A 17,915-nucleotide genomic window follows, 5' to 3' on the forward strand; every position below is an offset into this window, starting at 1 on the left:
CCAGCGGAGTGAGACGTTGGCGTTCCCTGGAATACCCCTCATCCGTCTCGGCGCTACGCGCCGATCCACCTTCTCCCACAAGGGGAGAAGGCAGAAGAGGATTTCGTCGCTTATTCGCCCGGGCCCTTGCAGGCGATGATCTGATCCTTGGTGTAGGTCGTCCAATCCGGGATCGAGATCGAGACAGGCCATTCGGGGCTGAGCGAGGGGTCGACGACGCTCTTCAGCTTGGCCTTGCCTTCGTCGGTGGCGTTTTCCCAAAGCTGCGGCTCGACCAGGACGGTCTGCTGCGCCGGCTTCTTGCCGTCGAGGATCTGCAGCGCCAGCGTCACGCCGGCGCCGCCGATCGAACCGGGATTGGTGACGGCCGCGCCCACCAGGCCCTTGACCGAGCTCAACTGACCGACGAAGCCGGCATTGTCGGCGCCGACCACAGGCACCATCGGCGCCTGCTGCTCGACCAGCGCATCGACGATGACGTTGTCGATGCCCGAGGTCCAGATACCGTTGATCGGGGTGCCGGTGGCGAGGAAGGACAGGATCTGCTGCTTGGCCTGATCCTGCTGCCAGCCGGTGAAGACTTCCTGCGCGACCTTCACGTCGGGGAATTCGGCGAGCGCCTTCTTGAAGCCTTTGTCGCGATCCGAGTCGGCCGAAGCACCGGCGGCGCCGCGCATGTAGAGCACCTCGCCCTTGCCGCCCATCTGCTGGAACAGCCACTTGGCGCCGAGATAGGCATATTGTTCCTGGTTGTTGGAGATGATGTAGGCGGACGGCTCGGTTACCGCCTGGTCGACGGCGACGACGACGATGCCGGCCTTGGTGGCTTCCTCGAGGCCGGCCTTGATGCCGGCCGGATCGGCCGGGTTGACGACGATGGCGTCGACCTTGGCGCTGATCAGGTTGCGGATGTCCTCGAGCTGGCCGGCGGCGTCGGTGTTGCGATGGGCGATGTTGAGCTTCGCCACCTCGCCGGATGCGAGCGCCTGCGCCTTCATCGCGCAGATCATTTCCTCGCGCCAGCCATTGCCCTGCACGGTGTTGGAAATGCCGATCGTGTACTTGCCGGCGGCGGCCGAGGCGCCCACCGAGGCAAGCAGCGCGGCGCCGGCAAGGAGCGAGGCCACGGTCAGATGTCTTTTCATTTCAGTACTCCTCCACATTGATCTTTTCAGTTCGGTTCCAGGCTCTGATTCAGTCGGAGCCAAGCTTTTCGTCATTTGATGAAGGGGCGCAGCACGTCGTGGGCCAGCAGGAAGCCGCGCTTGACCTTTTCATCCGTCCCCTCGAAGCGCCGGTCCTCATGCTCGATGACGACCGGTCCGTCATAGCCGGCCCGGTAGAGGCCCGAAAAAATCCTGCTCCAGTCGATATCCCCAAGCCCCGGCATGCGCGGCACCTGCCAGCCTATGCCAGCCGAAAGGATTCCGCGCTCGTACAAACCATCATGATCAATCATCAGGTCCTTGGCATGCACATGCAGCATGTTTGCGCCGAACTCGCGGATGAAGCGCTCCTTTTCGATCATCTGCCAGACGAGATGCGAAGGATCGAAGTTCATGCCGACATCGCCGCCCCAGGCTTCGAGGATGCGGCGCCAGACATAGGGCGAGTAGGCGATATTGTGCCCGCCCGGCCATTCGTCATAGCTGAAAATCATCGGGCAGTTCTCGAAGGCGAGCTTGACGCCGTGCCCGCGGGCGTGGGCGACGATCGCCGGCCAGACTTTTTGCGCATCCTCCCAGTTGGCATCGATGGTCTTCGAAGCATCGCCGCCGCAGAAGGTGTTGACGAGCGGCACGCCCATGCGGCTGGCAAGCACGATCACCTTCTTCAGATGGTCGATCACCGCTTCGCGATGCGCTTGGTCGGGATGGAGCGGATTGGGATAGAAACCGAGACCCGAGATGGCCAGGCCCTTGCCGGCAAGCTCGGTGGCGATGTCCTTGGCCTCAGCGGCTGAGACGTCCACGTCGATATGGCTGGTGCCGGCATAGCGACGGCTTGCGCCGGAGGTCTTCGGCCAGCAGGCGATTTCCAGCGCCTCGAAGCCGGCCGAGCGCGCCCAATCGGCGACTTCGCCGAGCGGTGTATCCGGAAACGGTGCTGTCAACAGTCCAAGCTTCATGATCCCTCCCGGTTGCTAACTATGCAGATCGCGCCGGCTGCTTCAACCGCGCATCGGTTGGCCCAGCGCAGACCTGACCGACAAAGCCCATCGGATCGCCCGAAAGCAAACCATCGAGCCCGGTGGCGACATGGGCACGGAATTTGGCGTTGGCGGCCAAGGCCGGATCGAAGATAGCGTCGATGGCGAGGATCGAATCGACGAGCGCTTTGCTGTCGGCACCGATGCGGTCGGCGATGGCGGCGATCTTGTCGGCAAAAGGATCGGACACCTGCCAGGCGCGGCCGAAGCGGGAAGAAGCCTTGATCAGATAAGCCATCCAGCCGGCGACCGGCAACGAGAGGAGCGCAATGCCCTCGCCCTTCGCCAGCCGGTCGCGGATCGGGTTGAGCAGGCGCTGCACGATCTTCTGCGAACCGTCGGTGGCGATCTGGTGGTTGCGATGTCGGATCGCCGTGTTGGTGAGGCGCGACAGGCTCTGCTCGACATAGGCCGCCGGCTGAATGCCGGGCACGGGCGTCAGCGTCGGCAATGTTTCCTCGGTCAGCATGCGCCGGACGAAACAGGCCAGAAGCGGGTCGGCCATCGTCTCGAACGTGTGCTCGAAGCCGCCCAACACCCCGAGATAGCTGAGCGTCGTCTGGGCACCGTTCAGCACACGCATCTTGAGATGCTCGAATGGCGTAACGTCGTCGACGAAGGTCGCGCCGACAATGTCCCAGCGGGGGACGCGGCCGGCGAAGCGGTTCTCGATCACCCATTGGCGGAAGCGCTCGCCGACGACCACGGCGCTGTCGCGGTAGCCGAAGCGCTGCTCGACGGTGTCGATGTCGGCCTGGGTCGTCGCCGGCGCGATGCGGTCGACCATGGCCGCGGGGAAGGCGACATTGGCTTCGATCCAGTCCGCCAGCTTGCCGCCGCGCCGTTCGGCGAATGCGCGTACGACATTGCCGAGGATGATGCCGTTGGTCGGGATGTTGTCGCAGGACAACAGCGTCACCGGCCGGCTATGCCTGGCCATGCGCAGTTCCAGCGCGCGCGCCAGGATGCCGGGAACGCTGCGCGGCGTCTCGGGATTGGCGAGATCGTGCGCGATGTCAGGATGGTCGAGGTCGAGCGCGCCGATCGAGGGGATGTGGCAATAGCCTTTCTCGGTCACCGTCATGGTGACCGTCTCGATGTCGGGCGAGGCGAGCACATCCAGCGCCGGCGCCGCGCTGTCCTGGCTGTCGACGACGCGAACGATGCTGCCGATGACGCGCGCCTCGACCTCGTCGTTCTGGCGGATGAGCCGCGTGTAGAGACCGTCCTGGCGCCCCAGCGTGCCGGCCAGCAGGGGAGGGCGGATGTTGATGCCGACCAGTCCCCAACGGTCGAAATCCTTCGCCAGAAGATCGTCGGTGTATTCGGCCTGATGGCAACGGTGGAAGGCGCCGACGCCGATATGGGCGATGCCTGGCTTCAGCGCAGCGCGGTCGTAAGCCGGCGTGCGGACCTCCGACGGTAGGCGGCCGAGCAGGGCAGGGCCGAGGTTCTCGGCGCTCACCGATTGGCTCCGATCACCCATTGCTCCTGGTCGATCAGCGCCCCGGTCATGGGACCTGCCGCGTCGGAAAGCAGGAAGACGGCAAGATTGGCTATGTCGGTCACGGAGAAAAGCCGGCCGAAGGGCTGCGTCGCATTGGCCGCGTCGAGCCAGCCCGGGCCATGGCCGAGCGTCTCGGCCTGCATGATCCGTTCGGCCGGCGTATCGGTCCAGCCGACATTGATGCCGTTGACGCGGATGCGGTCGAAGCGATGGGCATTGGCGGCGTTCTTGGTTAGCGTCGCCAGCGCACCCTTGGTGGCGGAATAGACTGCGAGTTCCGGCGAGCCGCAATGCGCGTTGATCGACAGGATGTTGACGATCGAGCCGCCCTGTCCGCGTTTCTTCATATCGGCGATTGCCGCCTGCATCAGGAAGAAGGGCGCGCGGGCGTTGACGGCAAACAGCGATGCCCAATCGTCGAGGCTGGCGTCGATAAAGGAGGCGCGATCGGTCAGGCCGGCGGCGTTGACCAGGCCGTCGATGCGACCGAAGTGGTCGATGCAGGCTTGCGCCAGCCGCACCGGGGCCTCGGGATCGCCGAGATCGGCAGCAGCGAAGGCGGCGGGAGTGCCCATGGCCGAGAGTTCGGCGGTGACAGCATTGCCGCGCTTCTGGTCCCGCCCGGTGATCAGCAATCCGGCGGCGCAGGAGCGCGCAAGCGTCTCGGCGATCGCCCGGCCAATGCCTTGCGTCGCGCCGGTGACCAGCACCACCTTGCCGTCGAGACGAACCTCCATTCCTCCTCCCGGAACAAAGTTTCCATTTTTTCAAATATGGAACGACGGTTCTCTTTAGTCAATCGTGCTAGAGCGGTTCACCGTTTTCTATGGAACCGGTGAACCGCTCTATCTCCTTGTCTTTCGCAATTCCGGACGGAAGGTTACGGCGAAGACGCCGAACTTAACCGCTCACACTTTTCCTGGAATTGCTCTTGTCAGCCTGTCCGTTGCGCGACGACGCCGTGGACCAACGCCATGCCGACCGCGAGCGAGGCGGCAAGCGAGCGAAAGCCGCCGAAGTCCTGCTCGACCACTTCCAGCCAGGTGTCGGAGAGTTTTGCCAGCGGCGAAAAGGTGCTGTCGGTGATGGTGAGAATGCGCGCCTTGCGCTCATGCGCGACGGCGACGAGATCGGGCGTAATCGAGTTGTAGGGGCTGAAGGAGACGGCCAGCACCGCGTCGCGCGGCGTGATGCAGCCGACCTGGTCGAGCGCGGTCGAGCCGACATTGTCGACCAGCACGTTGCGCACGCCCTGCTGCGAGAGCGTCAGCGACAGATAGGTGGTGACGGGGAAGGCGCGCTTGCTGCCGATGACATAAATCAGCTCGGCCGCCGCCAGATGATCGATCATCGTCTCGAAAGCCGCGATATCGAAATCATTGCCGATGCGGCCAAGCGAGGTCTGGCAGGCGCCGATCATGCCATTGAGAAAATGCAGGTTGGCGTTCGGCTCCGCGGCCTTGTCCTGGCCGCCTTGCGTGTCCGGCCAGGAGCCCTTCATGCGGTCCTTGAACAGGAGCTGGAAATCGGAAAAGCCGGAATAGCCGAAGATCTGCGCGAAGCGCACCAGGGTCGAAGGCTGCACGCCGGCTTGGTCCGCCACTTGCGCGATCGTTCCCAACGCCACTTCGCTCGGATGCTGCCAGAGGAAGATCGCCACCTGGCGAAGCCGCTTCGGGAAATGCACGGTTCCCGACGCAAGCACCGCCCGCAATTCCTCGTAGGTTTGCGGCTTCGTGTAGCCAAGTGCTGCCAGCGAACGGCCTTGTTTGCGGGGAGCGCTTTCGCCGGCCTGGCCGGGTGAGGTTCGCACGCCGCTCATGGCATGGGCCAGGTTTGAAGTACCGCGCGGGAAGGTGAAGACCGCCAATTTTCTACGTTGGCGCCGCCGCTTATCCGCCTACCGGCACCATCTCCCCGTATGGTGACGGGGAGAAGGGGAGCGGCCGCAGCCTTGGCGCCTTTTCCGCGACACTGGCGATTGGCGAAACCGGTGATGAGAGCGCCCCTTTCTCCATCACCATACGGGGAGAGGATGCCGGCAGGCAGGTGAGGGGCGGCTCCAGCGCCCGGAAAAAGGGCAGCCATCCGACGCTTCATCACCCAGACCCTCCGTCTTTCCCACAAGCCTAGTGCGGCACGATCGTTTTACAAAACAAAATCTGGAAAAACTGTTCGAAACTGGTGGGAAGCCCCGTATAGTCGCGCGCTGCCAACGACAGTTATCCGCGAGGAATCGAAACATGGTCTATGCAACTGCCGACGGAACCTCGCGTCAACGCCTGCGGGTCGGCATGGTGGGAGGCGGCCGCAACGCCTTCATCGGCGCCGTGCACCGGCTGGCGATGCGGCTCGACGACCAGATCGCGCTGGTTGCCGGTGCGCTGTCCTCGGATCCGGAAAATGCCGCAGCCTCCGCCGCGGAAATCGGCATTTCGCCTGAGCGCAGCTATGCCGACTACCACGCCATGGCGAAGGCCGAAGCGGCGCGAGCCGACGGCATCGAGGCGGTCGTCATCGTCACGCCCAACCATCTGCACGCGCCGATCGCGACCGCCTTCCTCGAAACCGGCACCGACGTGATCTGCGATAAGCCGCTGTCGACGACGCTTGCCGAGGCCGAGGCGCTGGTGGCGCTGACAAAAGCGAAGCAGCGCCGCTTCGTCGTCACGCTCAACAACACCGGCTACGCCATGGTGCGCCAGGCGCGCGAAATGGTGGCGGCGGGCGAGCTCGGCCGCATCGTTTCGGTGCATGGCGCCTATATCCAGGACTGGCTGACCAGGCCGATCGACGCCGAGGGCCAGAAGCAGGCGGAATGGCGCACCGATCCGGCGCGCGCCGGACAGTCGGCGGTGCTCGCCGATATCGGCGTACATGCCTTCAACTTGGCAAGCTTCGTCTCCGGCTTCGAGGCCGAGGCGGTTTCGGCTGACCTCTTCACCGCCGTGCCGGGACGGCGGCTCGACGACAACGCGCATGTGCTGCTGCGCTGGGCGGGCGGGGCGCGCGGCACGATCCTCGCCAGCCAGACCTCGCCCGGCCACTACAATGACCTTTCGGTGCGCATCTATGGCGAGAAGGCCGGGCTCGAATGGTTTGGATCGCGGCCGGAGGAACTGCGCTTCTCGCCCTATGGCGAGGAAACCCGCACGCTGGTGCGCGGCGGCCATGGCTCGACGGCGGAAGCCCGGCGCGTCTCGCGCATGCCGGCTGCGCATCCGGAAGGCTATATCGAGGCCTTCGCCAATTTCTATCGTGATGCCGCCGAGATCATCCGCGCGCATCGCTCGGGCGGTGCCGTAGACGCCGGGCGCGCGGCGCAGGTACCCGACGTGGTCGACGGCGCGCGCGGCGTGAAGTTTGTCGCCGCCGCGGTGGAGTCGAACGCGGCGGGAGGGGCTTGGACGGCGGCGAGGTTTGGATGAACGCTGCGTCTCTTGCGTCCTTGAGACCGATCAATCGGTGTCGCGGCTTGCGGCCGGGCGACCGACCTGCCGGTGCTCGCCGCCGATCAGGTGTGAAAGCCCTTCGAGCGCCAGGCGCCGGAACATGGCGTCGACCTGGGACGGAGACAATTTCGGCTTTCGCTCGAACCACCAGTTCAACGCTGTAAGAAAAGCGCCGACGATGAATTGCACGACGAAGTCGCGCGGGATGGCATCGCCGTGGAGGGTAGGGGGCAATTCCTGCCGCACCATTTCCGACAGGATCAGGCGGATTTCGCTCTCCGTCACGGCGCCGCCCCGCCCGCCGATCATCGTGCGGTAATGGTCGGCATATCGGGCCGCATGCTCGAACATGGCCGTGCTGAAACCTAGCGGATCGTCGTGCAATGCTTCGGCTCCAGCGCGCGTCGCCGACTGCGCCTCCTTGAGCTCCTCCCGAAGCATCTGGAAGCCGCTGCGCAGCAAGTCCTCCTTGCCGGTATAATGCGCATAGAATGTCGATCGGCCGACATCGGCTTCGTCGATGATGTCCTGCACCGAAAGGGTCTCGTAGCCCTTGCGCAACATCAGCGCCAGCAGCGCCTCGTGGAGGGCTTTGCGGGTGCGGGCCGCCCTCCGGTCGATTTCCTGAGGCATGGGTTCGCTCCTTTGCTGTCGCCCGGATTGGGCGATTTTTCCGGGACAGCGGGCTCGGATTGTCCGGTAGCGAACGGTCCACCCGCTTCTTCCGTCGAAAATCCCGAACAAGCTGTCCATTATCCTACGAGCTGTTTCGAAACTACGCCAGCCGCGGTCGCTGTGCCGGTATCGGCCGGACCTTGCGCTGCTGAAGAAAGGACGTGACGAACATGCTCCATATGCGAAGCGAAGCACACACGGGGGCCGCAATCGGCCCTGAGGCCAACAGGGGTATCAGCTTTCCGCGCCTCTACGATCTGCTGGTGTTCATATTAACCCGTGGGCGCGACAAGGCCTATCGCGAGGCCATGCTCGATCTGGCCGGCCTGGCACCGGGTTTCCACTTGCTGGACGTCGGATGCGGCACCGGCAGCCAGGCGATTTCGGCCTGGCGCCGCGTGCAGCCCGGTGGATCGGTGGTCGGGGTCGACGTCTCCGAAAAGATGCTTGCCGCCGCGCGCCGCAAGGCGAGCCGGGCGGGCCTCGACATCGCGTTTCACCACGCCGATGCGGCCGAGCTGCCGTTCGAGGAAGGTCGCTTCGATGTCGTCACCTTCACGACCGTGCTGCACATGGTGCCGGAGGCAAGGCGCGGTTTTTGTCTGCGCGAGGCCGCGCGCGTTCTGCCCCCCGGCGGGCGGCTGCTGGTGATCGATTACGCCGGACCGGCGGGCGAGCGTAGACACCTGTCGGCAAAGCACGGCCTGCATGGCCAATTCGACCTGCACCGCCTTCGCGAACCGCTGGCGGCAGCCGGGTTCGAGCGCATAGAAGGCGGCCCGCTCAACTGGTTGGGCCTGCATTACCTGCGGGGCATCAAATCATGAACACTGCGGCCGTGCTGATGGCTACCCCTTGATTGCCGAGCCAACGATCGAATCGACGAAGAAGCGCTGCAGGAAGACGAAGAGGATGAGCGGCGGCAGCACGGCGAGCGTTGCGCCGGCCATCACCAGGCCGGTGTTGACGGCGCCGCGGTTGTAGCTGAGCAGCCGGCTCAGGCTGATGACGATCGGATAGGCGTCGGCATTGCCCTGCAGCACGGTCAGCGGCCACAGATAGCTGTTCCAGTGGTAGACGAAGGCGAACAGAGCCAGCGCCGCGATGGCCGGCGCCACGCTCGGCGCCACGATCTTGAACAGGATGAGCAGCTCGGAAGCGCCGTCCATGCGGGCGGCGTCGATCAACTCGTCCGGCACGCCGGCGATGAACTGGCGCATCAGGAAGATGCCGAAGGCGTTGGCGAGGTTGGGCACGATGATGCCGGCAAGGCTAGCGCTCAGCCCGATCGAGCCGACCATGCGGTAGAGCGGGATCAGCGTCACGATCGGCGGCAGGAACATGGTGGCGATCAGCAGCGAGAAGAGCAGCGAGCGGCCGGGGAAAGAATATTTGGCGAAGGCGTAGCCGGCCATCATGCTGGTCACCAGGATGCCGGCGGTGGTGATCGTGGCGATGACCAAGGAATTCCACATCGAGCGTCCGACATTGATCACGCCGGCGACCTTGCCATAGGCCTCCAGGGTCGGCGTATGCGGGATCCAGACCGGCGGCACCTGCATGGTCTCGGCCGGCGTCTTCAGGCTGGAGAGAACCATCCAGGCCAGCGGGAAGGCGGAGGCGACGGCGACCAGAAGCATTGCGGTCGCGAGCAGCGCCTTGCGGCCCGAAGGGCGCTTGCGGGTGAGCGATCGGGTTGGAGCGCTCATTCGCTGTCCTTGCGATTGGTAAAGGCAAACAGCGCCGAGACGCAGACGATCAGCGACAGCATCAGCATCACCGCCATGGCCGAGCCCAGCCCGCCCTGGGCGCGTTCGATGCCGACGCGGCGGATTTGGTAGGTGAGCACGTTGGTCGAGCCGACCGGTCCGCCTTGCGTGATCAGCGCCACCGGCTCGAATACCTGCACCGCATTGATGATGGCAATGACCGCGCTGAACAGAAGCGTGCGGCGAAGCAAGGGCAGGGTTATGAATCGGAACTGCTCGCGTCCGTTGGCGCCGTCGAGCGTCGCCGCCTCATAGAGGCTGCCCGGGATCTGCGTCAGTCCGGCGATGGCGAGCACCGTGAAATAGCCGACCTGCTGCCAGACATTGAGGAAGACGATGGAGACCAGCGCCGAGTGCGGCGAGGAGAGCCAGGGCTGCGGACCGATGCCGGCCAGGCCGAGCAGCTGGTTGAGCGGTCCCTCGCTCGGCGAATAAAGCTTCGACCAGACCAGCGCGACCGCGATCATCGGCACCATGTAGGTCGAAAACAGCACCGTGCGCAGCGCCGTGCCGCCGGCGACGTCGCGCTGGTAGACCAGCAGTCCGAAGACGACCGACAGCGGCAGGATGAGAACGACGGACAGCGCGGTGTAGATCGTGGTGTTGAGCAGGGCCGTCTTGAAATCGCGGCCGACCGAGGTGGGGCCGAAGATCTCGCGGAAATTGCCAAGCCCGACGAAGCTCGCCTCGGAAAAGGGCGTCTGCGTCGACCAGTCCTGGAAGGACAGCCACACGGTCAGCAGCATCGGCAGCAGCACGAACACGCCGATCAATGTCACGGCGGGCGCAAGCATGATGCCCGCCGAGGCACGAAAAGCTTTGGCCATTCACCTGCTTCCGATGGCTTCGGGTCAAAGACCCGAGCTTATTTCGCCGCGCGCTCCAGGATCGACGTGGCGTCGGCCTGCGCATTCGCCTGCGCATCCTTGGCCGAGACCTGGCCATACTGCAACGCCTCGAGCGTCTGCTGCAGGGATTCCGAGAATTCCTGGCCGCCGAGCACGACAGGGAAGGGGCGCGCATCGGCAAGAACCGAGACGTAGCCGGACAGGAATTCGGAGCCGAGCTTGTCCTTATGCGCCTCGATGTCGGAGGTGCGTGACGGCAGGATGCCCATCGACATCAATATGTCGGACATGGCCGAGGCGCCGTTCTTGCCCGACTTCGGGCTGTTCAGCCAGGCGAGGAACTCCCAGGCCGCCTTCTGCTCGGCCTCGCCGGCCTTGGCGTTGACGACGGTCATCCAGGAATAGGAGATCGAATGCGGCTTGTCGCCGCTCGGGCCGACAGGGATAGGCGCTGTGGCGATGTTTGCGAACTTGTCGCCCATGCCGGTCTTCAGCGCGCTTTCCCACCAGTTGGCCATGATGATCATGCCGGTCTTGCCGGAGACGAAATTGTCGAGGAACGGGCCCGTGGTGTTGGCGTCCGCCGTTGCCATCGCCGGATTGCTTGCGCCGGACTTTATCAAGTCTTCATAGAGCGCGAAGGTTTCGCCGGCCTGGGGACTGTCCAGCGCCGGCTTGCCGTCCTTGACCAGGTTGCCACCGTTGGAGACGAGCAGCGAGGCGAAAGGATGGACCACGCCCGCCGCCCATGAGTTGATCATGCCGAAGCCCTGCTGGCCCTTGGCCTTGTCGGTCAGCTTCGCGGCGGTGTCCTTGAGTTCGACCCAGGTCTTGGGCGGAGCGGCGATGCCCGCTTCCTTGAACAGTTCCTTGTTGTAGTTCAGCGCATAGACGTCGATCTCGTTCGGAATGCCGTAGAGCGTCCCGCCGACCGAGGCGGCGCTGACGACGCCCGCCGGCCAGGCGCTCTTCACCTCGGCTGCCACCTCGTCGGGAGCGGGGGCGACGAGCTTGTCCTTTGCCAGTTCCGGCAGCCACAGATCGTAGATACCGCCGATCGTCGGACCGTCGGAGGACCCGCCCTGCGAGCGCAGCGTGGTCAAGAGGTCGCCGAAGGGAACCGCACGCACGGTGACGGCGACATCCGGGTGCTCCTTGGAAAAATCCTTGGCCGCCGCTTCGAGCAGCGCCACCGTCTCCGGCGACCAATGCGTCAGGTAGGAGATGTTGACCGATTGCGCCCAGCCGGTCGCGGGCAGCGCAATAAGCCCCGCGGCGAATCCAAGCTTCGAGATCCAGGCAAGCGACATCGGCGTCCTCCACATAAGCCGTGACCAGAGTGGGTGACGTTATGACAACTTTGAGCAAAGGCGCAAGCCCCCTTGCGCGCGAAGGTTCGGAGCACGTTTGCAGATGAAAAACTAGATGGCGTCGATCCATTCAGATTATGTAAATAGATCAGCAGGATAAGATGCGTTTTCCTGGCCGATCACCGATCAATAAGCAGCCGTCGACGTCTTTGCGGCTCTTGCGAGCGGCATCATGTCGTTATAATGACATCTGAAAAAATGCTGACCGGAGCCGCCATACATGACACGGGTTCTCGCCATCGATCTCGGCGGCACCAATCTGCGCGCCGCGGTCCATACGGGCGATATCGGCGCCCTCGTGCCCCAGGTCCGTGAGCCGGCTCCGGCGAGCCTTGACGCGTTCGTGACGCACGTTCGCACGCTTGCGGCCGCAGGCGAGGCCGAAGCGCTCGGGCTTGCCGTGCCGGGACTTGTCGAGGGCTCCGCATGCCGCTGGATACCGAATCTGCCCTGGCTCGACGGCGTCGACGTCGCGGCGCTGTTTCCCGACCTTCGCGTGGCGGTCGGCAATGACGCGCAGATCGCGCTGCTCGCGGAAGCGGCGCACGGCGCGGCCAAGGGTGTTTCCGATGCGATCCTGCTTGCGATCGGCACCGGCATCGGTTCGGCGGTGCTGGCCAATGGCGGCATCGTCGCCGGCGCGCATGGCGGCGCCTGTTCCTTCGGCTGGGCCAGCGCCGACGTCCGGGACCACGGCGAGGATCGCAGCGGCTGGCTGGAACGTGTCGCCTCCGGCCGTGCGCTGGACGCCCTTGCCGCACAGATCGGACTGGCCGACAGCCGCCAGCTGATCGCCGCCGCCAAAGCGGGCCAGCTTGCCGCGCAGACCCTGCTCGAGGTGCCGGCGCGCCAACTCGGCACGGCGCTGGCCGGCGCGGTCGGGTTGCTCGATCCAGGCGTCATCCTGGTCTCGGGCGGCCTGGTCGATGCGCTGGATGTGATCGCGCCGCCTTTGCTTGCGGCGCTACGGCGTCAATTGCCGCCGCATCTGCGCGGCATCGAACTTAAACCTGGATTGTTCGGCTCCCGCGCCGGCCTGGTCGGTGCTGCGCTTGCCGGACAGGCGGGAAGCGGGTGGAGGCAGATCCGATGAGCGAAGCAAGCTTTCAGCAGCCGGACCGCAGGCGACCGGAGCCGCTCTGGTACCAGGTCGAGGAGGCGATCCGCGCCATCGTCAAGAGCGGCGAGTGGGCAACCGGCGACCAGATCCCGGCCGAGGACCGGCTCTGCGCGCTGTTCGGCGTCAGCCGCATCACGCTTCGCCACGCGCTGCGCAATCTTGAGGAAAGCGGACTGCTCAGGCGCGAGCATGGGAGGGGCACCTTCGTGCGCTCGGCGACGCTGGTCGCCGGCACGCGCGAGCTCACCTCCTTCACCCAGGAGATGGGCAATATCGGCGTGGTCGCCGGCTCGCGCCTGCTCGACTGCAGCCTGACGACGGCGAATGCGGCGGCGGCCGGCGCGCTGGAGATCGAGGAGGGCGATTTTGTCGTGCGGATCCGGCGATTGAGGCTGGGCAACAACGAGCCGATCGGCATCCAGACGGCGCAACTGGCGGCCGCGCGCGTGCCGGGCTTTCTCGATGCCGGCCTGCTCAAGGGCTCGCTCTACGAGGCGCTGGAGCGTCAGTACGGCATCGTGCCGGTCGAGGCGCGCGAGAACTACCGCGTCGGCGCGGTCAGCGGCGCCGACGCCGAGCTGCTCGACCTGCCCGCGGGCAGTCCCGCCTTCGTCGTCGAGCGCATCACCATCGACGAGCGCGGCCCGTTCGAATTCACCGTCTCGGTCATGCGCGGCGACCGCTACGAGATACGCTCGACGCTGCGCGCCGGCCGTCCCCCAAACACCAGAAGCTGACACGATCAACAGGAGTACCGAAGTGTCCGATCTCTACATCCCCCGTCTCGCCGCCCTCATCGAACAGGCATCGAAGGCCAATGAAGAAGCCTTCGGCCAGGCGGCGAGCCGCTTCGCCGACACGCTGCAAAATGGCGGGCTGGTCCATCTCTACGGCTCGGGCCATTCGGTGCTGCCGGCGCAGGAGATGTTTCCGCGCTATGGCAGCTTCGTCGGCTTCAATCCGCTGACCGACCCGCGTGTGATGTGGCACAACGTGCTCGGCGCAGGTGGCGTGCGCGAGCTTTTGTGGCTGGAGCGGACCGAGAAATATGCCGAGAAGTTCCTCGACCATCAGCCGCTGAACACGGGCGATTCCATCATCATCTTCGGCCATAGCGGCCGCAATTCCTCCGGCATCGACACCGCGCTCTATGCCAAGAAGCGCGGCATCTTCGTCGTCGCGGTCACCAGCAAGAACAATCTCGACAAGCCGGCCACGCATTCCTCCGGCAAGCGGCTGGCGGACGCCGCCGACCTCGTCATCGACACCTGCTCGCCGATCGAGGACGCGGTGGTGCCGATCGAAGGCTGGAGCCGCCCGGTGTCGGGCTCGTCGACGGTGCTGGCGATGATCATGGCGCATGAGCTGCTCGCCCGCACGGCCGAGCAATTGTCGAAGCGCGGCATCGAGCTGCCGGTCTTCGCCTCGCCGACCATTGCGGGCGTGACGCTGCACGACACCGACGTCATCTACGGCGTCTACCGCGAACGCATGATCGAGGCGCAGAAGAAGCACCTGCCGACCTTCCAGGCGACGATGCGCGGGGAATGATCAGGCTGCGGGAGGCGCATCAGGCGCCTCCCGCGAGCCGCTCAGATCCGGCGCCGCCTGGTTGCGGAATGCCTGGGCGGCGCGTCATTCTCATCGGGATTGGGGATCGGCTCCTCGTCGGGCAGCCGGTCCGGCTCCGGCTCGCGCACCGGTTTCGGTTCCGGGATGGGCGGCGGCGTGGGCACGGGCGTGGGAGATGGGTCCGGATTGGGGAGAATGGCCATCGCGTTTTCCTTCCGTTCGATGCCTTGGCAAGGCCTGCTGCGAATCCCAAAAACCGGGATGTCCTGCCCGACCTGAACTGATGGAGGTGACCGCTGCATTCGGACGCTTCGTCTGGAGCGATCGGCGGCGCAAGCTGGCAGAACGGCCACGCCCGCGGATGGTTCCAACACGATCGCGGCGCGCGACGGCGGCAGACAATGATCAAATGATTTCACCTGCCTGTTTCGGCTCTTGCCGGCGTCGGTCGGCGCCTTAAATCCCGTTGTGGACGGGGGCCATCTGCCGACACAGGAGACGGCCGTGAAGCACCAAACCCTTGATCAGATCAACGCCGTTGCCGACGTTCACACCGAAGCACCGGCTCTCATCGCCAATCGCGGTCAGCGCCTTGAGCGCTGGGCGCAGCTTCTTGAACAAAATCCCGGCCGCCGCCTCACGGCGCTGGCGGGCACCGAATACGCCTCTGCCGATGTGCGCCAAAGAATGCGTATCGACGGCTCGGCGATCACCATCGCTTTCGAGGATCCGATCTTCCGCGCGCAAGGCCTGCGGGACGACACTTACGGCGAAGCCAAGCGCTTCTTCGAAATGAGCGACTGGCAGCTGCATGAAGTCGTCTGTCATTGCCATGTCGGCGCCAACATGCCGGCCCGCTGGGCGGCCTCGCGCGTGCGCGCGGCGATCTCCCCGGGCGCCGGCATTCTTGCGTGGCTGAGAGCGGTGTTCATGCGCTAGAGCGGTTCCGTCGGCGGGATCGCGTCGGGCTCGCTGGCTGACGCAGACGAAGGAGAGGCGCCGGGCTCTCCTCCGCGTCAGCGATCGATTTCGCCGAACACGATGTCGAGCGAGCCGATGATCGCCGCGACATCGGCCACCATGTGCCCGCGCGACAGGAAATCCATCGCCTGGAGATGGGCGAAGGATGGCGCGCGTATCTTGCAGCGGTAGGGAACGTTGCTGCCGTCCGAGACCAGATAGACGCCGAACTCGCCTTTCGGCGCCTCGACAGCGGCATAGACCTCTCCGGGCGGCACGCGGTGGCCTTCGGTATAAAGCTTGAAATGATGGATGGTCGCTTCCATCGAGCGCTTCATGATGGCGCGCGGCGGCGGCGTGATCTTCTGGTTGGGCACCGCGACCGGGCCCCGGCCACCGGATGAGCGCAGCTTTTCCAGGCACTGCCGCATGATCCGCACCGACTGGCGCATCTCTTCCATGCGCACCAGATAGCGATCGTAACAGTCGCCGTGCTTGCCGATGGGGATGTCGAAATCCATTTCGGGATAGCATTCATAGGGCTGCGCCTTGCGCAGATCCCAGGCGGCGCCCGAGCCGCGCACCATGGGGCCGGAGAAGCCCATGCCCCAGGCGTCGTCGAGCGAGATCACGCCGACATCGACATTGCGCTGCTTGAAGATGCGATTGTCGGTGAGCAGGCCCTCGAGATTGTCGCAGACCTTCAGGAACGGATCACAGAAATCCCAGATGTCGTCGAGCAGCTTTTCCGGCAGGTCCTGGTGGACGCCGCCGACGCGGAAATAGTTCGCGTGCATACGCGCGCCTGAGGCGCGTTCATAAAACACCATCAGCTTCTCGCGTTCGGCGAAACCCCATAGCGGCGGCGTCAGGGCGCCGATATCCATGGCCTGCGTGGTGACGTTGAGAAGATGCGACAAGAGCCGCCCGATCTCGCAAAACAGCACGCGGATCAGTTGGCCGCGCCGGGGAACGGACAGCTCGAGCAGCTTTTCAGCGGCAAGGCAGAAGGCATGCTCCTGGTTCATCGGCGCGACGTAGTCGAGCCGATCGAAATAAGGCAGGGCCTGCAGATAGTTCTTGTATTCGATGAGCTTCTCGGTGCCGCGATGGAGCAGGCCGATATGCGGATCGGCGCGGTCGACGATCTCGCCGTCCAGTTCCAGCACCAGCCTGAGCACGCCATGCGCCGACGGGTGCTGCGGCCCGAAGTTGAGCATGAAGTTGCGGACCGCGGCTTCGGTCATGACGGCCTCCGCAAGAGTGAGGATCGAAGGCGAACCGCGGCCCGTCGGCCGCCGTTCGGCTGGGTCATGTCCCCAAAGGTCAGGCCGTCGTCTGGATGATCAGCGTCAGCGTGCCGTCACCGTCGATGTTAGCGGCGACGACCTGCGAGGAATTCAGTCCGTTCGCATGCAGAACCGACGTCGCCTCGGGCGAGGCGTCGACCGAGTTCTGCAGCTTGGCCAGTTCCTTGGCGGTCGTCCTGGTGACTATGGCTTCGGCCTGCGCCTTCACTTCCGAGGGCAGGTCCTCCATCGCCACCACGACGATGTTAGTGACGTTCTGGGCGGCATCGTCCTGGCCGGGCTGCGGCTGGCCGGGGATGGGTTCCTGGGCAGGGGGCGTCGCTTGCGGCGGCTGCGGATCGGCGCGTTGAGCGGAAGCGGGTTGCGCCAATGCCATTGCCGACAGCGTCAGGACCATCGTCAACATGCGCATCGTCTTTCCTTTCCATCTGGAAAACCTGACGACACAACCCAGGCGCCCGGCGATGGTTCCCGGATAATCGCCGGCGCGGCTGCTTAAAGAGCCCGCATTGTCCGCAACGTCACCGAATAGCGATGGCGTTCGACTGGCGGAATGCTGTGCTCCCACTCGTGCCTGGCCGGCCCTGCCATGAGGTAGAGCGATCTGGGCTCGACCTCGATCGTTTCACGGTCCCACGCCGCGCCGTTCTTGCGGCGCAGCCGGAAGCTGCAGGACGCCAGCAGGGAAACGCCGGCGACCAGCTCGAAATGCGGCTTGTCCCGATGCCAGCCTATCCCCGCGCCCGGGCGATATTCGTTGATCAGCACTTGCGCGAACTCTGTTGCGGGGATGCACGCAAAAGCGGCGACCTTGGCGCGAAGCGGCAGCAGGAAGTCCGGTATGGGCGGCGCTTCGACGACCTGGCGGCGTTCGTAATCGTAGCGCAAGCCGAAGCCGACGACCTGCCTGTTGGCAAGATGGCCGTGAAAATCGAACGGCTTGAAGGGCAGGCCCCGGATATGACGGACCAGCTCGTGTTCTTCGTCGCGGGCAATCAGGTCCGGCTGGTAGGAGAAGCCTACGGGCATGGGCGGCTGGCTTGCAGGCCCACCGAACAGATCGCCCTGGAAAGCGTCGCCGGCAGCTCGGTTTTTCAATGATGTCATGCGGCTCAGATAGGCA

19 protein-coding genes are annotated in these 17,915 nt (G+C 64.9%); 6 read left to right on the forward strand and 13 right to left on the reverse strand.

Annotated elements, in window-relative coordinates:
- Positions 1-110: 110 nt before the first annotated feature.
- From LB515_RS11095 to LB515_RS11115, 5 genes are all read right to left on the reverse strand, one after another.
- Positions 111-1,163: an ABC transporter substrate-binding protein gene (locus LB515_RS11095; protein WP_411962454.1), complete on the reverse strand. Its 1,053-nt coding sequence runs from the start codon at positions 1,161-1,163 to the stop codon at positions 111-113.
- A gap of 53 nt (positions 1,164-1,216) precedes the next feature.
- Positions 1,217-2,128, reverse strand: coding sequence for a sugar phosphate isomerase/epimerase family protein (locus LB515_RS11100; RefSeq protein WP_224707734.1), 912 nt, complete (start codon positions 2,126-2,128; stop codon positions 1,217-1,219).
- A 19-nt stretch (positions 2,129-2,147) separates the two neighbouring features.
- Positions 2,148-3,695, reverse strand: a complete 1,548-nt coding sequence (locus tag LB515_RS11105) for a mannitol dehydrogenase family protein (protein WP_411969128.1) — start codon at positions 3,693-3,695, stop codon at positions 2,148-2,150.
- Positions 3,671-4,453, reverse strand: a complete 783-nt coding sequence (locus tag LB515_RS11110) for an SDR family oxidoreductase (RefSeq protein WP_224707736.1) — start codon at positions 4,451-4,453, stop codon at positions 3,671-3,673. Before LB515_RS11110 ends, LB515_RS11105 begins: the two co-directional genes overlap by 25 nt.
- A gap of 197 nt (positions 4,454-4,650) precedes the next feature.
- A complete protein-coding gene (locus LB515_RS11115; RefSeq protein ID WP_224707737.1) occupies positions 4,651-5,538 on the reverse strand; it encodes a MurR/RpiR family transcriptional regulator in 888 nt (295 codons plus the stop codon).
- A 421-nt stretch (positions 5,539-5,959) separates the two neighbouring features.
- Here LB515_RS11115 and LB515_RS11120 point away from each other — a divergent pair, with 421 nt between their 5' ends.
- Positions 5,960-7,144, forward strand: coding sequence for a Gfo/Idh/MocA family protein (locus LB515_RS11120; RefSeq protein WP_224707738.1), 1,185 nt, complete (start codon positions 5,960-5,962; stop codon positions 7,142-7,144).
- Positions 7,145-7,174: 30 nt separating this feature from the next.
- Here the strand turns inward: LB515_RS11120 and LB515_RS11125 are convergent, their stop codons facing one another.
- A complete protein-coding gene (locus LB515_RS11125; RefSeq protein WP_224707739.1) occupies positions 7,175-7,801 on the reverse strand; it encodes a TetR/AcrR family transcriptional regulator in 627 nt (208 codons plus the stop codon).
- Positions 7,802-8,013: 212 nt separating this feature from the next.
- Between LB515_RS11125 and LB515_RS11130 the strand changes: the two genes are divergently transcribed.
- Entirely contained in the window at positions 8,014-8,670 is a 657-nt protein-coding gene (locus LB515_RS11130; RefSeq protein ID WP_224707898.1) for a class I SAM-dependent methyltransferase, read from the forward strand.
- Positions 8,671-8,691: 21 nt separating this feature from the next.
- On the opposite strand, the gene LB515_RS11135 is transcribed toward LB515_RS11130, so the two are convergent.
- Genes LB515_RS11135 through LB515_RS11145 form a run of 3 tightly spaced genes read right to left on the reverse strand, consistent with a single transcriptional unit; the run spans position 8,692 to position 11,770 of the window.
- Positions 8,692-9,552, reverse strand: coding sequence for a carbohydrate ABC transporter permease (locus tag LB515_RS11135; protein ID WP_224543482.1), 861 nt, complete (start codon positions 9,550-9,552; stop codon positions 8,692-8,694).
- Complete coding sequence (locus LB515_RS11140) at positions 9,549-10,439, reverse strand: carbohydrate ABC transporter permease (RefSeq protein WP_224707740.1); 891 nt, start codon at positions 10,437-10,439, stop codon at positions 9,549-9,551. Before LB515_RS11140 ends, LB515_RS11135 begins: the two co-directional genes overlap by 4 nt.
- Before the next feature lie 38 nt (positions 10,440-10,477).
- Positions 10,478-11,770, reverse strand: a complete 1,293-nt coding sequence (locus LB515_RS11145) for an ABC transporter substrate-binding protein (protein WP_224707741.1) — start codon at positions 11,768-11,770, stop codon at positions 10,478-10,480.
- Between the two features lie 280 nt (positions 11,771-12,050).
- Between LB515_RS11145 and LB515_RS11150 the strand changes: the two genes are divergently transcribed.
- Genes LB515_RS11150 through LB515_RS11160 form a run of 3 tightly spaced genes read left to right on the forward strand, consistent with a single transcriptional unit; the run spans position 12,051 to position 14,501 of the window.
- Positions 12,051-12,923 (forward strand): ROK family protein, encoded by an 873-nt coding sequence (locus LB515_RS11150; protein WP_224707742.1) that lies wholly within the window; start codon positions 12,051-12,053, stop codon positions 12,921-12,923.
- Entirely contained in the window at positions 12,920-13,687 is a 768-nt protein-coding gene (locus tag LB515_RS11155) for a GntR family transcriptional regulator (protein ID WP_224707743.1), read from the forward strand. Before LB515_RS11150 ends, LB515_RS11155 begins: the two co-directional genes overlap by 4 nt.
- 22 nt (positions 13,688-13,709) lie before the next feature.
- Entirely contained in the window at positions 13,710-14,501 is a 792-nt protein-coding gene (locus tag LB515_RS11160; protein WP_224707744.1) for a sugar isomerase domain-containing protein, read from the forward strand.
- Positions 14,502-14,542: 41 nt separating this feature from the next.
- Here the strand turns inward: LB515_RS11160 and LB515_RS11165 are convergent, their stop codons facing one another.
- Positions 14,543-14,725 carry a hypothetical protein gene (locus LB515_RS11165; protein ID WP_095766249.1) on the reverse strand — a complete coding sequence of 61 codons (183 nt, stop codon included), beginning with the start codon at positions 14,723-14,725 and terminating at the stop codon, positions 14,543-14,545.
- 301 nt (positions 14,726-15,026) lie between these two features.
- On the opposite strand from LB515_RS11165, the gene LB515_RS11170 reads away from it, so the two are divergent.
- Entirely contained in the window at positions 15,027-15,461 is a 435-nt protein-coding gene (locus LB515_RS11170) for a hypothetical protein (RefSeq protein ID WP_095766690.1), read from the forward strand.
- Between the two features lie 77 nt (positions 15,462-15,538).
- On the opposite strand, the gene LB515_RS11175 is transcribed toward LB515_RS11170, so the two are convergent.
- The 3 genes from LB515_RS11175 to LB515_RS11185 form a co-directional block, all read right to left on the reverse strand.
- Positions 15,539-16,729: an NADH-quinone oxidoreductase subunit D gene (locus LB515_RS11175; RefSeq protein ID WP_224707745.1), complete on the reverse strand. Its 1,191-nt coding sequence runs from the start codon at positions 16,727-16,729 to the stop codon at positions 15,539-15,541.
- Positions 16,730-16,808: 79 nt separating this feature from the next.
- Positions 16,809-17,204, reverse strand: a complete 396-nt coding sequence (locus LB515_RS11180) for a hypothetical protein (RefSeq protein WP_095766251.1) — start codon at positions 17,202-17,204, stop codon at positions 16,809-16,811.
- Positions 17,205-17,287: 83 nt separating this feature from the next.
- Positions 17,288-17,899 (reverse strand): alpha-ketoglutarate-dependent dioxygenase AlkB, encoded by a 612-nt coding sequence (locus LB515_RS11185; protein WP_224603252.1) that lies wholly within the window; start codon positions 17,897-17,899, stop codon positions 17,288-17,290.
- Positions 17,900-17,915: the final 16 nt, after the last annotated feature.

The sequence above is a fragment of the Mesorhizobium sp. CA15 genome, from assembly GCF_020165215.1.
Classification (GTDB): domain Bacteria; phylum Pseudomonadota; class Alphaproteobacteria; order Rhizobiales; family Rhizobiaceae; genus Mesorhizobium.

Bases quoted from the DNA above. Each gene is read 5' to 3' on its own strand.
- LB515_RS11180 (WP_095766251.1), bottom strand. From the start codon at position 17,204: ATGCGCATGTTGACGATGGTCCTGACGCTGTCGGCAATGGCATTGGCG.
- LB515_RS11140 (WP_224707740.1), bottom strand. From the start codon at position 10,439: ATGGCCAAAGCTTTTCGTGCCTCGGCGGGCATCATGCTTGCGCCCGCC.
- LB515_RS11175 (WP_224707745.1), bottom strand. From the start codon at position 16,729: ATGACCGAAGCCGCGGTCCGCAACTTCATGCTCAACTTCGGGCCGCAG.
- LB515_RS11120 (WP_224707738.1), top strand. From the start codon at position 5,960: ATGGTCTATGCAACTGCCGACGGAACCTCGCGTCAACGCCTGCGGGTC.
- LB515_RS11165 (WP_095766249.1), bottom strand. From the start codon at position 14,725: ATGGCCATTCTCCCCAATCCGGACCCATCTCCCACGCCCGTGCCCACG.
- LB515_RS11115 (WP_224707737.1), bottom strand. From the start codon at position 5,538: ATGAGCGGCGTGCGAACCTCACCCGGCCAGGCCGGCGAAAGCGCTCCC.
- LB515_RS11135 (WP_224543482.1), bottom strand. From the start codon at position 9,552: ATGAGCGCTCCAACCCGATCGCTCACCCGCAAGCGCCCTTCGGGCCGC.
- LB515_RS11155 (WP_224707743.1), top strand. From the start codon at position 12,920: ATGAGCGAAGCAAGCTTTCAGCAGCCGGACCGCAGGCGACCGGAGCCG.
- LB515_RS11105 (WP_411969128.1), bottom strand. From the start codon at position 3,695: ATGGGTGATCGGAGCCAATCGGTGAGCGCCGAGAACCTCGGCCCTGCC.
- LB515_RS11100 (WP_224707734.1), bottom strand. From the start codon at position 2,128: ATGAAGCTTGGACTGTTGACAGCACCGTTTCCGGATACACCGCTCGGC.
- LB515_RS11185 (WP_224603252.1), bottom strand. From the start codon at position 17,899: ATGACATCATTGAAAAACCGAGCTGCCGGCGACGCTTTCCAGGGCGAT.
- LB515_RS11150 (WP_224707742.1), top strand. From the start codon at position 12,051: ATGACACGGGTTCTCGCCATCGATCTCGGCGGCACCAATCTGCGCGCC.
- LB515_RS11125 (WP_224707739.1), bottom strand. From the start codon at position 7,801: ATGCCTCAGGAAATCGACCGGAGGGCGGCCCGCACCCGCAAAGCCCTC.
- LB515_RS11145 (WP_224707741.1), bottom strand. From the start codon at position 11,770: ATGTCGCTTGCCTGGATCTCGAAGCTTGGATTCGCCGCGGGGCTTATT.
- LB515_RS11095 (WP_411962454.1), bottom strand. From the start codon at position 1,163: ATGTGGAGGAGTACTGAAATGAAAAGACATCTGACCGTGGCCTCGCTC.
- LB515_RS11130 (WP_224707898.1), top strand. From the start codon at position 8,014: ATGCTCCATATGCGAAGCGAAGCACACACGGGGGCCGCAATCGGCCCT.
- LB515_RS11110 (WP_224707736.1), bottom strand. From the start codon at position 4,453: ATGGAGGTTCGTCTCGACGGCAAGGTGGTGCTGGTCACCGGCGCGACG.